This is a genomic window from Streptomyces albidochromogenes, from assembly GCF_005981925.1.
GTDB lineage: Bacteria > Actinomycetota > Actinomycetes > Streptomycetales > Streptomycetaceae > Streptomyces > Streptomyces albidochromogenes.
The window spans coordinates 1-14,911 of the sequence record NZ_VBVX01000047.1 but is presented as its reverse complement, the minus strand read 5'-3'; the positions used below and the strand labels follow the sequence as shown (position 1 = coordinate 14,911).

At 70.2% G+C, this 14,911-nt stretch carries 14 protein-coding genes; 2 read left to right on the top strand and 12 right to left on the bottom strand.

From position 1 onward, the window contains the following. Positions 1 to 10 precede the first annotated feature (10 nt). Genes nuoK through E2E34_RS09290 form a run of 11 tightly spaced genes read right to left on the bottom strand, consistent with a single transcriptional unit; the run spans position 11 to position 10,878 of the window. Positions 11 to 310 (bottom strand): NADH-quinone oxidoreductase subunit NuoK, encoded by a 300-nt coding sequence (gene nuoK / locus E2E34_RS09340; protein ID WP_069927518.1) that lies wholly within the window; start codon positions 308 to 310, stop codon positions 11 to 13. After that, positions 307 to 1,152, bottom strand: coding sequence for an NADH-quinone oxidoreductase subunit J (locus tag E2E34_RS09335; protein WP_138901427.1), 846 nt, complete (start codon positions 1,150 to 1,152; stop codon positions 307 to 309). The genes nuoK and E2E34_RS09335 overlap by 4 nt, the downstream gene beginning before the upstream one ends. Next, positions 1,149 to 1,799, bottom strand: a complete 651-nt coding sequence (nuoI, locus tag E2E34_RS09330; RefSeq protein ID WP_138901426.1) for an NADH-quinone oxidoreductase subunit NuoI — start codon at positions 1,797 to 1,799, stop codon at positions 1,149 to 1,151. Before nuoI ends, E2E34_RS09335 begins: the two co-directional genes overlap by 4 nt. Beyond that, positions 1,792 to 3,144 (bottom strand): NADH-quinone oxidoreductase subunit NuoH, encoded by a 1,353-nt coding sequence (nuoH, locus tag E2E34_RS09325; protein ID WP_138901437.1) that lies wholly within the window; start codon positions 3,142 to 3,144, stop codon positions 1,792 to 1,794. The genes nuoI and nuoH overlap by 8 nt, the downstream gene beginning before the upstream one ends. 5 nt (positions 3,145 to 3,149) lie before the next feature. Beyond that, positions 3,150 to 5,681, bottom strand: a complete 2,532-nt coding sequence (locus E2E34_RS09320; protein ID WP_138901425.1) for an NADH-quinone oxidoreductase subunit G — start codon at positions 5,679 to 5,681, stop codon at positions 3,150 to 3,152. Beyond that, positions 5,678 to 7,039, bottom strand: a complete 1,362-nt coding sequence (gene nuoF, locus E2E34_RS09315) for an NADH-quinone oxidoreductase subunit NuoF (protein WP_208765188.1) — start codon at positions 7,037 to 7,039, stop codon at positions 5,678 to 5,680. The genes E2E34_RS09320 and nuoF overlap by 4 nt, the downstream gene beginning before the upstream one ends. Next, positions 7,036 to 7,857, bottom strand: a complete 822-nt coding sequence (gene nuoE / locus E2E34_RS09310; RefSeq protein WP_425573404.1) for an NADH-quinone oxidoreductase subunit NuoE — start codon at positions 7,855 to 7,857, stop codon at positions 7,036 to 7,038. The genes nuoF and nuoE overlap by 4 nt, the downstream gene beginning before the upstream one ends. Before the next feature lie 35 nt (positions 7,858 to 7,892). Further along, the gene (locus tag E2E34_RS09305; protein WP_138901422.1) at positions 7,893 to 9,218 is read right to left on the bottom strand and encodes an NADH-quinone oxidoreductase subunit D; all 1,326 of its coding nucleotides are present in this window, start codon (positions 9,216 to 9,218) and stop codon (positions 7,893 to 7,895) included. After that, on the bottom strand, positions 9,215 to 9,949 hold the full coding sequence (locus E2E34_RS09300; RefSeq protein WP_138901421.1) for an NADH-quinone oxidoreductase subunit C: 735 nt from the start codon (positions 9,947 to 9,949) through the stop codon (positions 9,215 to 9,217). The genes E2E34_RS09305 and E2E34_RS09300 overlap by 4 nt, the downstream gene beginning before the upstream one ends. Further along, positions 9,946 to 10,500 carry a NuoB/complex I 20 kDa subunit family protein gene (locus E2E34_RS09295; protein ID WP_069927526.1) on the bottom strand — a complete coding sequence of 185 codons (555 nt, stop codon included), beginning with the start codon at positions 10,498 to 10,500 and terminating at the stop codon, positions 9,946 to 9,948. Before E2E34_RS09295 ends, E2E34_RS09300 begins: the two co-directional genes overlap by 4 nt. Positions 10,501 to 10,518: 18 nt before the next feature. Next, positions 10,519 to 10,878: an NADH-quinone oxidoreductase subunit A gene (locus E2E34_RS09290; RefSeq protein WP_003956195.1), complete on the bottom strand. Its 360-nt coding sequence runs from the start codon at positions 10,876 to 10,878 to the stop codon at positions 10,519 to 10,521. Between the two features lie 714 nt (positions 10,879 to 11,592). On the opposite strand from E2E34_RS09290, the gene E2E34_RS09280 reads away from it, so the two are divergent. Together E2E34_RS09280 and E2E34_RS09275 are read left to right on the top strand one after the other, a co-directional pair. Beyond that, entirely contained in the window at positions 11,593 to 12,429 is an 837-nt protein-coding gene (locus E2E34_RS09280; RefSeq protein WP_138901419.1) for a C40 family peptidase, read from the top strand. A gap of 273 nt (positions 12,430 to 12,702) precedes the next feature. Beyond that, a complete protein-coding gene (locus E2E34_RS09275) occupies positions 12,703 to 14,073 on the top strand; it encodes a serine hydrolase domain-containing protein (protein WP_138901418.1) in 1,371 nt (456 codons plus the stop codon). A gap of 3 nt (positions 14,074 to 14,076) precedes the next feature. Here E2E34_RS09275 and E2E34_RS09270 read toward each other — a convergent pair. Continuing rightward, positions 14,077 to 14,911, bottom strand: an 835-nt coding sequence (locus tag E2E34_RS09270; RefSeq protein WP_244315586.1) for a hypothetical protein, incomplete at its 5' end; no start/stop codon positions are given.

Genomic DNA, 14,911 nt, shown 5'->3' with positions numbered 1-14,911 from the left:
TTGCGACCCCTTACAGCTTCATCAGGCTGGCGTCGTCGACCGAGGCCGAGTGGCGGGACCGGAACAGCGACACGATGATCGCGAGACCCACCACGACCTCGGCCGCGGCGACCACCATCGTGAAGAACGCGATGATCTGGCCGTCGAGATTGCCGTGCATCCGGGAGAAGGCGACAAACGCGAGGTTGCAGGCGTTGAGCATCAGCTCGACGCACATGAAGACGACGATCGCGTTCCGCCGGATCAGCACTCCCGCCGCACCGATGGTGAACAGCAGCGCCGCGAGATACAGGTAGTTGACCGGGTTCACTTGGCGACCTCCGATGCGTCCTGGTCCCGGCCGTTCTCACGGCCGGCCTCGCGGCCGAGCCGCTCCTCGGAGCGCTGCTCCAGCGCCTTGAGGTCGGCCATCGCCCCGCCCGACACGTCGCGGATCTGACCGCGCCCGCGCAGCGTCTTGTTGACCGTGAGCTCCGACGGCGTGCCGTCCGGCAGCAGACCGGCGATGTCCACCGCGTTGTGCCGGGCGTAGACCCCGGGCGCGGGCAGCGGCGGCAGGTGCTTGCCGCGTACGCGCTCCTGGGACAGCTCCCGCTGCGTCTTGGCGCGCTCGGTGCGCTCGCGGTGCGTGAGCACCATCGCGCCGACGGTCGCCGTGATCAGCAGGGCGCCGGTGAGCTCGAAGGCGAAGACGTACTTGGTGAAGATGAGCTCGGCCAGGCCCTCGACGTTGCCGCCGGCGGCGGCGTTCGCCCTGCCCAGCCCGTTGAAGGTGGACAGCGAGGCCTGCCCGATGCCGGCCATCAGCAGGATCCCGAACCCGAGACCGCAGCCGGCGGCCAGCCAGCGCTGGCCCTTGAGCGTCTCCTTCAGGGAGTCGGCGGCGGTGACACCGACGAGCATGACGACGAAGAGGAAGAGCATCATGATCGCGCCGGTGTAGACGACGATCTGGACGACGCCGAGGAAGTACGCGCCGTTGGCGAGGTAGAAGACGGCCAGGACGATCATCGTCCCGGCCAGGCACAGCGCGCTGTGCACCGCCTTCTTCATCAGGATCGTGCACAGGGCGCCGATGACGGCGACCGTACCGAGGACCCAGAACTGCACGGCCTCGCCCGTCGACGTTGCGGAGGCGGCGAGAGCGTTCATCCCCCGACCACCTTCTCCGTCGTCGGCTCGCCCTCGCCGAAGGTCGACGCGGCCTCCTGGGGCCGCTCGCCCCTGCTGTGCGCCACCTGCCGCTCCGTGCCCGGCGCGGCCTCGGTCACCAGGCCCCGGTAGTAGTCCTGCTCGTCCGTGCCGGGGAAGATCGAGTGCGGTGCCTCGACCATGCCCTCCTCCAGGCCGGCGAGGAGCTGCTCCTTGGTGTAGATGAGCGACTCGCGGCTGCTGTCGGCCAGTTCGAACTCGTTGGTCATGGTCAGCGCGCGGGTGGGGCACGCCTCGATGCACAGCCCACACAGAATGCAGCGGGCGTAGTTGATCTGGTAGACGCGGCCGTAGCGCTCGCCCGGGGAGTAACGCTCCTCCTCGGTGTTCTCCGCGCCCTCCACGTAGATCGCGTCGGCCGGACAGGCCCAGGCGCACAGCTCGCACCCGATGCACTTCTCCAGACCGTCCGGGTGGCGGTTGAGCTGGTGCCGGCCGTGGAAGCGCGGCGCCGTCGTCTTCTGCTGCTCCGGGTACTGCTCGGTCAGCCGCTTCTTGAACATGGCCTTGAAGGTCACGCCGAAGCCGGCCAACGGATTCTGCCAGGGCGTCCGGGGGGCTTCCCCGGGCTTTGGGGTGTCAGGCATCGTCGGCCTCCTTACCGTCACTCTTAGTGTCCGGCCCACCACTGACAATCAGCTCGCGCTCGTGGCGCGGCCGCCTGCGGGGCACCGGTGGCAACTCCTGCCCGGGCAGCGGCGGGACCGGGAATCCGCCCGCCATCGGGTCGAAGGCGGGTGGTTCCTCCCCGTCCTTCGCGGCCCGCTCCTTCTCCTTCTTGTCGCGGAAGATCTCCGCGACGAAGGACAGGAGCAGGATCGCGACGATCGCCCCGGCGACGTACAGCACGATGTTCTGGAATTCCATGTTCTCGTTGCGCATCGCGCGCACCGTGGCGACCAGCATCAGCCAGACCACCGAGACCGGGATCAGGACCTTCCAGCCCAGCTTCATCAGCTGGTCGTAGCGCACGCGCGGCAGCGTGCCGCGCAGCCAGATGAAGAAGAACAGCAGCAGCTGGACCTTGACGACGAACCAGAGCATCGGCCACCAGCCGTGGTTCGCGCCCTCCCAGAAGGTGCTGATCGGGTACGGGGCCCGCCAGCCGCCCAGGAAGAGGGTGACCGAGACCGCCGAGACGGTGACCATGTTGACGTACTCCGCCAGCATGAACAGCGCGAACTTGATCGACGAGTACTCGGTGTTGAAGCCGCCGACCAGGTCGCCCTCGGACTCCGGCATGTCGAAGGGGGCGCGGTTCGTCTCGCCCACCATCGTGACGACGTAGATGATGAAGGACACCGGCAGCAGGATGATGAACCAGCGGTCCTGCTGCGCCTCGACGATCGCCGACGTCGACATCGATCCGGAGTAGAGGAACACCGAGGCGAAGGCCGCGCCCATGGCGATCTCGTACGAGATCATCTGCGCGCAGGAGCGCAGGCCGCCGAGCAGCGGGTACGTCGACCCGGACGACCAGCCCGCGAGGACGATGCCGTAGATGCCGACCGACGCGACGGCGAGGATGTAGAGCATCGCGATCGGCAGGTCGGTCAGCTGCATCGTGGTGCGCTGGCCGAAGATCGAGACCTCGTTGCCGGCCGGGCCGAACGGGATGACCGCGATCGCCATGAAGGCCGGGATCGCCGCGACGACCGGAGCAAGGATGTAGACCACCTTGTCCGCCCGCTTGACGATCACGTCCTCCTTGAGCATCAGCTTGACGCCGTCCGCGAGGGACTGGAGGAGCCCCCACGGACCGTGCCGGTTCGGACCGATGCGCAGCTGCATCCAGGCGACGACCTTGCGCTCCCACACGATGGAGAAGAGCACGGTGATCATCAGGAAGGCGAAGCAGAAGACGGCCTTCACCGCGACGAGCCACCACGGGTCGCGCCCGAACATGGACAGGTCCTCGGCCGCGAGAAGCATCGTGTTCACGCGAGCACCTCCGGTACGTCGGTGACGGAGGCGGCGGCGGCCGGGCCGATACGGACGACCTGTCCGGGGACCGCGCCGGTGTCGGTGGCGACGCCGCCGCCCGTGGAGTTCAGCGGCAGCCACACCACGCGGTCCGGCATCGCCGTGACCTGGAGCGGCAGTTCGACGGTTCCGGCGGGGCCGGTGACGGCGAGCAGGTCGCCGTCCTTCACGCCGGTGCCGGCCGCGGTGGTCGCGGAGAGCCGGGCGACCGGCGTGTGGCGGGTGCCCGCGAGCGCCTCGTCACCGTCCTGGAGCCGGCCCTGGTCGAGCAGCAGCCGGTGCCCCGCGAGCACCGCCTCGCCGGCGCCGGGGCGCGGCAGCGGCAGGGCGGACTCGGCGGGGTCGGTGGCGTGGGCCCCGCTCCAGGCGCCGAGGCGGTCCATCTCGCGGCGTACGGCCCGTACGTCCGGCAGCGCGAAGTGACTGTATTTGTCAGCGCCTGCGGCGCGGGCGAGAGCGTCCGCGAGCATGTGCAGCACGCGCGCGTCGCCGGGGGCGAGCGTGCGCGTCATCTGGTCGGGCTTGAGCGCGGCCTCGAACATCCGGGCCCGGCCCTCCCAGTTGAGGAAGGTGCCGGACTTCTCCGCGACGGCGGCGACCGGAAGGACGACGTCCGCCCGGTCCGTCACCTCACTGGGCCGCAGCTCCAGGGAGACGATGAAACCGGCCTGGTCGAGGGCTTCACGCGCGCGCACCGGGTCGGGAAGGTCCGCGACCTCGACGCCGCCGACGAGCAGCGCGGCCAGTTCACCGGTGGCCGCGGCCTCGATGATCTGGCCGGTGTCGCGCCCGTAGCGGCTCGGCAGTTCGGCCACGCCCCAGACCGCCGCCACCTCGTCCCGCGCGCGCGGGTCGGTGGCCGGGCGGCCACCGGGCAGCAGCGCGGGCAGCGCGCCCGCCTCGACGGCCCCGCGCTCACCGGCCCGGCGCGGGATCCACACCAGGGAGGCGCCGGTCGCGGTGGCGGCCCGTACCGCGGCGGTGTACGCGCCGGGTACGGCGGCCAGCCGCTCGCCGACGACGATCACGGCGCCCTCGCCGCGCAGTGCCTCGGCCGCGGCGTTCCCGTCGCCGCCCAGCTCGGTGCGGTCGGCGATCGCGTCGAGCCATTCCGGTTCGGTGCCGGGCGCCGCCGGAAGCAGCGTGCCGCCCGCCTTCGTCAGGCCCCGGGTGGCGTGCGTCGCGACGGCGAACGTGCGCTGCCCGTGCTTGCGGTGGGCCTTGCGCAGCCGCAGGAAGACGCCGGGGGCCTCCTCCTCGGACTCGATGCCGACGAGCAGTACGGCGGGCGCCTTCTCCAGCGCGGTGTACGTGACGCCGCCGCCGTCGAGATCACGTCCGCGCCCGGCCACCCGCGACGCCAGGAAGTCGGCCTCCTCGCCGCTGTGCACGCGCGCGCGGAAGTCGATGTCGTTGGTGTCCAGGGCGATGCGGGCGAACTTGGCGTACGCGTACGCGTCCTCGACGGTGAGCCGGCCGCCGGTCAGGACACCGGCCCGCCCGCGCGCCGCCGAGAGCCCCCGGGCCGCCGCTTCGAGCGCCTCGGGCCAGCTCGCCGGCTGCAGCACGCCCGCCTCGCTCCGCACGAGCGGTGTGGTGAGCCGGTCGGGGCGCTGCGCGTAACGGAAGCCGAAGCGCCCCTTGTCGCAGATCCACTCCTCGTTGACCTCGGGGTCGTCGGCCGCCATGCGCCGCATGACCTTGCCGCGCCGGTGGTCGGTGCGGGTCGCGCAGCCGCCCGCGCAGTGCTCGCAGACGGACGGCGACGACACGAGGTCGAAGGGCCGCGACCGGAAGCGGTACGCCGCCGAGGTCAGCGCGCCCACCGGGCAGATCTGGATGGTGTTCCCGGAGAAGTACGACTGGAAGGGGTCGCCCTCGCCGGTGCCGACCTGCTGGAGTGCGCCGCGCTCGATCAGCTCGATCATCGGGTCGCCGGCGATCTGGTTGGAGAAGCGGGTGCAGCGCGCGCAGAGCACGCACCGCTCGCGGTCCAGCAGCACCTGGGTGGAGATCGGTACGGGCTTCTCGTACGTCCGCTTCCTGCCCTCGAAGCGGGACTCCGCGTCGCCGTGGGACATGGCCTGGTTCTGGAGCGGGCACTCGCCGCCCTTGTCGCAGACCGGGCAGTCCAACGGGTGGTTGATCAGCAGCAGTTCCATCACACCGCGCTGCGCCTTCTCGGCGACCGGCGAGGAGAGCTGGGACTTGACGACCATGCCGTCGGTGCACGTGATGGTGCACGACGCCATGGGCTTGCGCTGGCCCTCCACCTCGACGATGCACTGGCGGCAGGCGCCGGCCGGGTCGAGGAGCGGGTGGTCGCAGAAGCGCGGGATCTCGATGCCGAGCAGTTCGGCGGCCCGGATGACCAGCGTCCCCTTGGGGACGGAGATCTCGATGCCGTCGATCGTCAGGGACACCAGATCTTCGGGCGGGACCGCCGCCTCGCCGCCTCCGGAGGGAGCACTTGTCGTGACGGTCATGCGTTCACCTCCGTGGGGTGGGCGGGCTTGTCGGCCCAGACGGTCGACTTGGCCGGGTCGAAGGGGCAGCCCTTGCCGGTGATGTGCTGCTCGTACTCCGCCCGGAAGTACTTGAGCGAGGAGAAGATCGGGGACGCGGCGCCGTCGCCGAGCGCGCAGAACGACTTGCCGTTGATGTTGTCGGCGATGTCGTTCAGCTTGTCGAGGTCGCTCATGCGGCCCTTGCCGGCCTCGATGTCGCGCAGCAGCTGCACGAGCCAGTACGTCCCTTCGCGGCAGGGTGTGCACTTGCCGCACGACTCGTGGGCGTAGAACTCGGTCCAGCGGGTCACCGCCCGCACCACGCACGTCGTCTCGTCGAAGCACTGGAGCGCCTTGGTGCCGAGCATCGAGCCCGCCGCGCCGACACCCTCGTAGTCGAGCGGTACGTCGAGGTGCTCGTCGGTGAACATCGGCGTCGAGGAGCCGCCGGGCGTCCAGAACTTCAGCCGGTGGCCGGCCCGGATGCCGCCGCTCATGTCGAGCAGCTGGCGCAGGGTGATGCCGAGCGGGGCCTCGTACTGGCCGGGGCTGGTGACATGGCCGCTCAGCGAGTACAGCGTGAAGCCCGGGGACTTCTCGCTGCCCATCGAACGGAACCAGTCCTTGCCCTTGTTGAGGATCGCGGGAACCGACGCGATGGACTCGACGTTGTTGACAACAGTCGGACACGCGTAAAGACCCGCGACGGCAGGGAAGGGGGGACGCAGCCGGGGCTGGCCGCGCCGGCCTTCGAGCGAGTCGAGCAGCGCCGTCTCCTCACCGCAGATGTACGCGCCCGCGCCCGCGTGCACGGTCAGTTCGAGGTCGAGGCCGCTGCCGAGGATGTTCTCGCCGAGGTAGCCCGCCGCGTACGCCTCGCGCACCGCCTCGTGCAGCCTGCGCAGTACGGGGACGACTTCACCGCGCAGGTAGATGAACGCGTGGCTCGACCGGATCGCGTAGCAGGCGATCACGATGCCCTCGATGAGGGAGTGCGGGTTGGCGAAGAGGAGCGGGATGTCCTTGCAGGTGCCGGGCTCCGACTCGTCGGCGTTGACCACCAGGTAGTGCGGCTTGCCGTCACCCTGCGGGATGAACTGCCACTTCATGCCGGTGGGGAAGCCCGCGCCGCCGCGCCCGCGCAGACCGGAGTCCTTGACGTACGCGATGAGGTCGTCCGGCGACATGGCGAGGGCCTTGCGCAGGCCCTCGTACCCCTCGTGGCGCCGGTAGGTGTCCAGGGTCCACGATTCGGGCTCGTCCCAGAACGCCGACAGGACGGGTGAGAGCAGCTTCTCCGGGCTGGTCTCGTTGATCTCGGCTGCCAAGGTCATCACTCCCCCTCCTCGGCTGCCGGTCCGGCCGGGTGAGCGGGGTCGGACGCCGAGGTCTGCTGCGGAGCGTCGTTCGAGCTGAGGTGCTCGGACGGCGAAGGATCGTGCGGCGGCCCGTCCTGCGGGGTCTCCGCGCGCGGGTGGACCACACGGTGCTGCGGCGTCTCGCCCTTGGCGAGCCTGAGGCCGATGAGCGAGGCGGGCCCGGCGCCGCCGGTCGCCTCGACCGCGCCGGGGCGCTCGTCGGGGAAGCCGGCCAGGATGCGGGCGGTCTCCTTGTACGTGCACAGGGGCGCGCCACGGGTGGGCCGCACGGGCCGTCCCGCCCGCAGGTCGTCGACGAGGCGCTTGGCGGACTCGGGCGTCTGGTCGTCGAAGAACTCCCAGTTGACCATCACCACGGGCGCGAAGTCGCAGGCCGCGTTGCACTCGATGTGTTCGAGGGTGACCTTGCCGTCCTCGGTCGTCTCGTTGTTGCCGACGCCGAGGTGCTGCTTCAGCTCGTCGAAGATCGCGTCGCCGCCCATCACCGCGCACAGGGTGTTGGTGCAGACGCCCACCTGGTAGTCGCCGCCCGGCTTGCGCCGGTACATCGAGTAGAAGGTGGAGACCGCGGTGACCTCGGCGGTGGTGAGACCCAGCGTCTCGGCGCAGAACCGGACGCCGGTGCGGGTGACGTACCCCTCCTGCGACTGCACGAGGTGCAGCAGCGGCAGCAGGGCGGACCGGCTGTCGGGGTAGCGGGCCACGACCTCCTTGGCGTCCGCGTCGAGCCGGGCGCGCACGTCGGCCGGGTAGTCGGGAGCGGGGAGCTGCGGCATCCCCAGGCTCACCTCTTGATTCGCTGGTGTGGCGGTCACCGGTCGACGCCTCCCATCACGGGGTCGATGGACGCGACGGCGACGATGACGTCGGCGACCTGGCCGCCCTCGCACATCGCCGCCATGGCCTGGAGGTTGGTGAAGGACGGGTCGCGGAAGTGGACCCGGTAGGGGCGGGTGCCGCCGTCGGAGACGACGTGCACGCCGAGTTCGCCCCGGGGCGACTCGACGGTGACGTACGCCTGCCCGGGCGGGACCCGGAAGCCTTCGGTCACCAGCTTGAAGTGGTGGATCAGGGCCTCCATGGAGGTGCCCATGATCTTCTTGATGTGGTCGAGCGAGTTGCCGAGGCCGTCGGGGCCGAGCGCGAGCTGCGCGGGCCAGGCGATCTTCTTGTCGGCGACCATCACGGGGCCCGGCTCGCGGAGCCGGTCCAGGCACTGCTCGACGATCCGCAGCGACTGCCGCATCTCTTCGAGCCGGATCAGGAAGCGGCCGTAGGAGTCGCAGGTGTCGGCGGTCGGCACGTCGAAGTCGTACGTGTCGTAGCCGCAGTAGGGGTCGCTCTTGCGCACGTCGTGCGGCAGGCCCGCCGAGCGCAGGACCGGGCCGGTCGCGCCGAGCGCCACGCAGCCGGTGAGGTCGAGGTACCCGACGTCCTGCATGCGGGCCTTGAAGATCGGGTTGCCGGTGGCGAGCTTGTCGTACTCCGGCAGGTTCTTCTTCATGGTCTTCACGAGCTCGCGGAGCTGGTCCATCGCGCCCGGGGGCAGGTCCTGGGCGAGGCCGCCGGGCCGGATGAACGCGTGGTTCATGCGCAGTCCGGTGATCAGCTCGAAGGCATCGAGAATCAGTTCACGATCTCGGAAGCCGTAGATCATGATCGTGGTGGCGCCCAGCTCCATGCCGCCGGTGGCGATGCACACCAGGTGCGAGGAGATCCGGTTGAGCTCCATCAGCATCACGCGGATGATGCTCGCCCGGTCCGGGACCTGCTCCTCGATGCCGAGCAGCTTCTCGACGCCCAGGCAGTACGCCGTCTCGTTGAAGAACGGCGTCAGGTAGTCCATGCGCGTGACGAAGGTCGTGCCCTGCGTCCAGTTCCGGAACTCGGTGTTCTTCTCGATGCCGGTGTGCAGGTAGCCGATGCCGCAGCGGGCCTCGGTGACCGTCTCGCCGTCGATCTCCAGGATGAGGCGGAGCACGCCGTGGGTCGAGGGGTGCTGCGGACCCATGTTGACGACGATGCGCTCGTCGTCGGCCTTGGTCGCCGCCTGGACGACTTCGTCCCAGTCGCCGCCGGTGACGGTGTAGACGGGACCTTCGGTGGTCTCGCGCGCTGAGGCGGGTGGGGTAGTCACGAGTACGACCTCCGCTGGTCCGGAGCGGGAATCTGGGCGCCCTTGTACTCGACGGGGATGCCGCCGAGGGGATAGTCCTTGCGCTGCGGGAAGCCCTGCCAGTCGTCCGGCATCATGATCCGGGTGAGGGCGGGGTGCCCGTCGAAGACGAGGCCGAAGAAGTCGTACGTCTCGCGCTCGTGCCAGTCGTTGGTCGGGTAGACCGAGACCAGCGAGGGCACGTGGCGGTCGCTGTCCGGGGCGCTCACCTCCAGCCGGATCAGCCGGCCGTGGGTGAGCGAGCGCAGGTGGTAGACCGCGTGCAGCTCGCGGCCCGCGTCCTCGGGGTAGTGGACGCCGCTGACGCCCTTGCACAGCTCGAAGCGCAGGGCCGGGTCGTCGCGCAGCGTCTTCGCCACCCGCACCAGGTGCTCGCGCGCGATGTGGAAGGTGAGCTCGCCGCGGTCGACGACGGTCTTCTCGATGGCGTTCTCCGGGAGGAGGTCCTGCTCCTCCAGGGCGCCTTCGAGCTCGTCGGCCACCTCGTCGAACCAGCCGCCGTAGGGACGGGTGGCCGGTCCCGGCAGGCGTACGGAGCGGACGAGGCCGCCGTAGCCGGTGGTGTCGCCGCCGTCGCGCGCGCCGAACATGCCGCGCTGGACGCGGATCTCCTCGCCGCGATCACCGCGCTGGCCGGGCAGGTTCTGCGCGCCCAGGTCCTTGTCGGGGTTCGGCTCGTTGACGTCGCTCACCGCAGCAGCCCCTTCATCTCGATGGTGGGGAGCGCCTTGAGGGCCGCCTCCTCCGCCTCGCGAGCCGCCTCTTCCTGGTTCACGCCGAGCTTGGAGTTCTGAATCTTGTGGTGGAGCTTCAGAATCGCGTCGATCAACATCTCGGGGCGGGGCGGGCAGCCGGGCAAATAGATGTCAACAGGAACAATATGATCAACACCCTGCACAATTGCGTAGTTATTGAACATTCCGCCTGAAGAGGCGCACACGCCCATGGAGATGACCCACTTGGGGTTGGGCATCTGGTCGTAGACCTGCCGCAGCACCGGCGCCATCTTCTGGCTGACCCGGCCCGCGACGATCATGAGGTCGGCCTGCCGCGGCGAACCGCGGAAGACCTCCATGCCGAAGCGGGCGAGGTCGTACCGGCCGGCGCCCGTCGTCATCATCTCGATGGCGCAGCAGGCGAGGCCGAAGGTCGCGGGGAAGACGGAGGACTTCCGCACCCAGCCCGCGGCCTGTTCGACGGTGGTCAGCAGAAAGCCGCTGGGCAGCTTCTCTTCGAGTCCCATTGGTGACCCCTCAGCCCCTCAGTCCCATTCCAGGCCGCCGCGCCGCCATACGTACGCGTAGGCAACGAAGACGGTGAGCACGAAGAGCAGCATCTCGACGAGCCCGAAAAGCCCCAGGGCGTCGAAGGAGACGGCCCAGGGGTAGAGGAAGACGATCTCGATGTCGAAGACGATGAAGAGCATCGCCGTCAGGTAGTACTTGATGGGGAAGCGGCCGCCACCGGCGGGTGTGGGTGTCGGCTCGATGCCGCACTCGTACGCTTCAAGCTTTGCCCGGTTGTAGCGCTTTGGGCCGATAAGCGTGGCCATGACCACGGAGAAGATCGCAAACCCTGCCCCGAGGGCGCCGAGCACGAGGATGGGCGCGTAGGCATTCACGCTCCTCGCTCCTTCCAGTCGTCCTTGACCGTTGGACCGCACCCCGGGCCTGCGTTTTCGCGCCGCCTCGGCGATCTTCGCCACGCGAAGATCACGCTTATGTGAGGCAGTTCACAAGCCCGGCTGCTTCGCATCCTATGCCTGCCCGTCTGTGATCTGCGACACGGGTTGCGACAACGTCTTTGTGATCTCCACCACCAGACGAACGATCATTAACGCGGCTGTGCGGTGATCTTCATACGCGAAGTGCACGAGTGGCTACCAGACGTGACAAACGCTGGTGTTACCGCTGGTCGCAAGGGGTGCGCGCTATCAAGCGATGGCCAGTACAGGCAAATTCGCATGAGACGGCCGGTCGGTGATAAAGGAAAGCCGCCTCATCACTCCGGGGGAGCGGCGCGGACCGATGTGGACGCGTGCACGCGTTCACGAGCGCACGAGAGCCGGGAAGGGTTGCCGATCTGTGACCTGCACCACGTGCCGGAGGCTCCGATACAAGCGGGCTTGGCCAACGGTGTGAACGGATGGTAAGCGACGGGCAATTGGGACGTAACACGGAAAGCCCATGATCACAGGCATGATCACGAGTGCCCGTAATGCCCGTTACGGCGTCAATAAAGCCCGGCGGCAGTCGGATTCGGGCCGCCGGGGCGCAACTGTGGCGCAGCACACCTTTCTTGATGGGAACCGCGAACGCCTGATAGCGGTTGTCCCATGTCCCTCACCGCTCACATACCCAGCCACCGGAAACCCCGTCGCAGCGCCTCCAAGGTCGCGCTGCGTGCCGGAGTTGCCGGTGGCGTCCTCAGCACCATCGGTGTGGCCGGCGCTGCCGGGCCGGCGAATGCCGAGCCGGTGACCGCCACCATCGAAATGCCCACGATCACCGCGGAACTGGCGAGCACCGTCGCGGTCTCCGCCGAGGCCACCCAGCAGGTCGCGCACGCCTACGACCTCCAGGCCCAGCAGGACGCCGCCGCCGCCAAGGCCGCGAAGACCGCCAAGAAGGAAAAGGCGGAAGCCGAGCGCAAGGCCGAGGCCGAGCGCAAGGCCGAAGAGGCCGCGAAGAAGAAGGCCGCTGAGGAAGCGGCAGAGAAGGCCGCCGCGAAGGAGCGCGCCTCGCGTTCCACGGAGCGCACGACGCTCAGCGCCTCCGCCTCCGTCGGTTCCTCCGAAGCCTCCGTCTCCACCGGGACCGGCAACGCCGCGACCGTCGTCGCCTTCCTCAAGGCGCAGCTCGGCGACGCGTACGTCATGGGCGCCTCCGGCCCCAACGCCTGGGACTGCTCCAGCCTCGTCCAGGCCGCGTACCGCACGGTGGGCGTCGACCTGCCGCGCGTCTCGCAGGACCAGTCGGTGTTCGGCACCCAGGTGGGCACGTCCAACCTCCAGGTCGGCGACATCCTCTACTGGGGCAGCGCCGGATCGGCGTACCACGTGGGCGTCTACATCGGTGACGGCCAGTACCTCGACGCCGCCAACCCGAGCAAGGGCGTCGTCATCCAGGACCTTTCGGGCTACCCCGCGACCGGTGCGGTCCGCGTGCTCTGAGCGTCTTCCCGTTCGACGGAGGGCCGTCGTTCCCGCGCCCGGGAACGACGGCCCTCCGTCGTGCGTGCACCGGACCGCCCGTCCGGCCCCCGCTGAGGTGCCCGCGCGGTCCGCGTCGTACTTCCCCGTGCACCGGCGTCGCCCCACGCCTGACAAATGTCATGGGTTCTCGTGCACGAGATCGTCCTGTGGGCTGAGGGCCCGGCGCCGCCGCGTGCCGAGGATGGTGACACCGCGTACGACGGGTGCGCGAGTCGAACCACAGGAGTGCCCATGAGCCCCGCCCGCCCCAACGCCCGCCGCCCGCAGCGCCAAAGAGCCCGCCTGGCCGCCGCGGCCTCGGCCGCCGTGCTGTCGCTCGCGGTCGGTGTCGTGCCGACGCAGGCGTTAGCCGCCGGGCCGGTGACGGCCGGCCCCGCGACCGCCCAGCCCGCCGCGCCGCCGGGCGTGGCCGGCCACCGCCTCGACCGGGCGGCCCTGCGCGACTCCCTCGCGGCGATCCACCGGGCCGGCATGTACGGGGCGTTCTCGTCCGTCCGCGACGGTTCCGAGCAGTGGCACGGCGCGACGGGACTGGCCGATGTGGACACCGGGCGCCGGATGCGGCCCGGCTTCGAGCACCGGATCGGCAGCATCACGAAGACCTTCACCGCCGTGGCCGTCCTCCAGCAGGTCCACAAGGGGCGCGTCGAGCTGGACGCGCCGATCGGGCGCTACCTGCCCGAGCTGGTGCCGGGCGAGCGCGGTCGGCAGGTGACCGTGCGCATGCTGCTCAACCACACCAGCGGGATAGCCGACTACGTACTCCCCGCCTTCCCCGGCATCATCGAGAACCCCGGCGCGGTCCTTGAGTCCCACCGCTTCCGCCGCCTGGACCCCGAACACCTGGTCCGCCTCGGGCTCGCCGCGCCGCCGGCCGCCGAACGCGGGAAGTACGCGTACGCCAACACCAACTACATACTCGCCGGGCTGCTGCTGGAGAAGGTCACGGGCCAGGACGCGGAAACGTACATCACCCGCAACGTCATCCGTAAGGCCGGGCTGCGGCACACCTACTTCCCCGCATCGCCCCGCCTGTCCGGGCCGCACGCCAAGATGTACGAATCGATGTTCGGCCTCATCGAGCCCGCCCGCGACTTCAGCGTCTACGACATGTCCTGGGCCGGCACGGCCGGTGCGATGGTGTCCACGACGCGGGACCTCAACGACTTCTACCGTCAGCTCCTCGGCGGCAAGCTCCTCGGACCCGCCGGACTGCGCGCCATGAAGACCACCGTCCCCGCCCACGAAACGGAGCCGGGCGAGGAGGCCGCGATGCGTTACGGCCTCGGCATCTACACCCTGCGCATGCCCGACGGCCGCTGGTACTGGGGCCACGACGGCGGCGTCTTCGGCGCCGGGACCTGGGCGCTGTCCACCGAGGACGGCCGCAGGCAGGTCGCCGTCGGCTACAACCTGATGAAGTACCAGCGGTTCGAGGACGACGGCCGGCCGAAGCCGGACCCGATAGGCGACGCGCTGTTCCAGTACGTCGGCGGAGCGCTCGGCGGCGTCCCGGGCAAGCCCTCGGCCGCCCTGCGCCGGGCCGCGCCCGGTCCGCTGGCCCCGCTCAGCTCCCCGGCCCCCCACGGGCTGCTGCGCTGAGCGTCAGCGCGGCGGCCGGAGCTTGTGCCTGCGGACGGTGTCCCGCAGGCGTTCCGCCTTGCCGCGCACGAGGTCGGCCGGGAGGCGGCCGTCGTCCGGGTGCTCGTAGGGCTCGCTCCGGCAGACGCGGCACAGGCCGCCCGGCAGCGAGTCCGGCGTGCCGGGGGTGTGGCAGTCGGTGCACTGCATGACGAACCGGCCCCGTACGGGAGCCGGGAGCTCGGGCGGCATCCGGCTGATCAGCCGGTTCTGCACGAAGCCGAAGGGGTGGCGGACCGGGTCCGGCAGCATCGTCGCGACGGCCGCGACGAGCTGCGCCTCGGTCGCGCCCCGCCGGAACCAGTCCCCGGCCACCCCGGCGAGCGCCTCGCACTCCAGCGCGGACAGGGCGAGCCGGGGGTGCTGGTGCACGAGCCGGGCGAGCGCGTCATGACCGCGCGCCTCCGGCTCCCGCAGCGGCGCGGGGGCGGCCATCCCGGACTGCGGGACGTCGCCCCCGAGGAACGCGGCCCACCAGGCGTCCGGCCGGGCGGTACGCGTGAAGAAGGTCCGGTACACCCACCGCGCGCCCTCGGCGTCCTGCACGTCCCGGCGTACGCGCCGCAGGTGCCCGGCCTCGGAGAGCCTGCGCAGCACGGTGCCGACGGCGCACTGCCCGAAGCCCTCCAGCTCCCTGGCCAGCGCCTTGATGGAGATGTCCGCGCCCTCGGGCAGCCGGTCGATGTAACCGGCGATCGCGGCTTCCCTCTTGGGCAGATGTGCGAAATCCCCGGCGCGGCGCGGCTCCTGGTCGGGCGCGGACCGCTTTCCGAACCCGGGCTTGGCCATCGGGTGGGCG

Excerpts from the sequence above, each read along its gene's own strand:
- E2E34_RS09280 (WP_138901419.1), top strand. The coding sequence starts at position 11,593 with ATGTCCCTCACCGCTCACATACCCAGCCACCGGAAACCCCGTCGCAGC.
- E2E34_RS09275 (WP_138901418.1), top strand. The coding sequence starts at position 12,703 with ATGAGCCCCGCCCGCCCCAACGCCCGCCGCCCGCAGCGCCAAAGAGCC.
- nuoE (WP_425573404.1), bottom strand. The coding sequence starts at position 7,857 with ATGCCGCAGCTCCCCGCTCCCGACTACCCGGCCGACGTGCGCGCCCGG.
- nuoI (WP_138901426.1), bottom strand. The coding sequence starts at position 1,799 with ATGCCTGACACCCCAAAGCCCGGGGAAGCCCCCCGGACGCCCTGGCAG.
- E2E34_RS09295 (WP_069927526.1), bottom strand. The coding sequence starts at position 10,500 with ATGGGACTCGAAGAGAAGCTGCCCAGCGGCTTTCTGCTGACCACCGTC.
- nuoH (WP_138901437.1), bottom strand. The coding sequence starts at position 3,144 with ATGCTTCTCGCGGCCGAGGACCTGTCCATGTTCGGGCGCGACCCGTGG.
- E2E34_RS09335 (WP_138901427.1), bottom strand. The coding sequence starts at position 1,152 with ATGAACGCTCTCGCCGCCTCCGCAACGTCGACGGGCGAGGCCGTGCAG.
- E2E34_RS09320 (WP_138901425.1), bottom strand. The coding sequence starts at position 5,681 with ATGACCGTCACGACAAGTGCTCCCTCCGGAGGCGGCGAGGCGGCGGTC.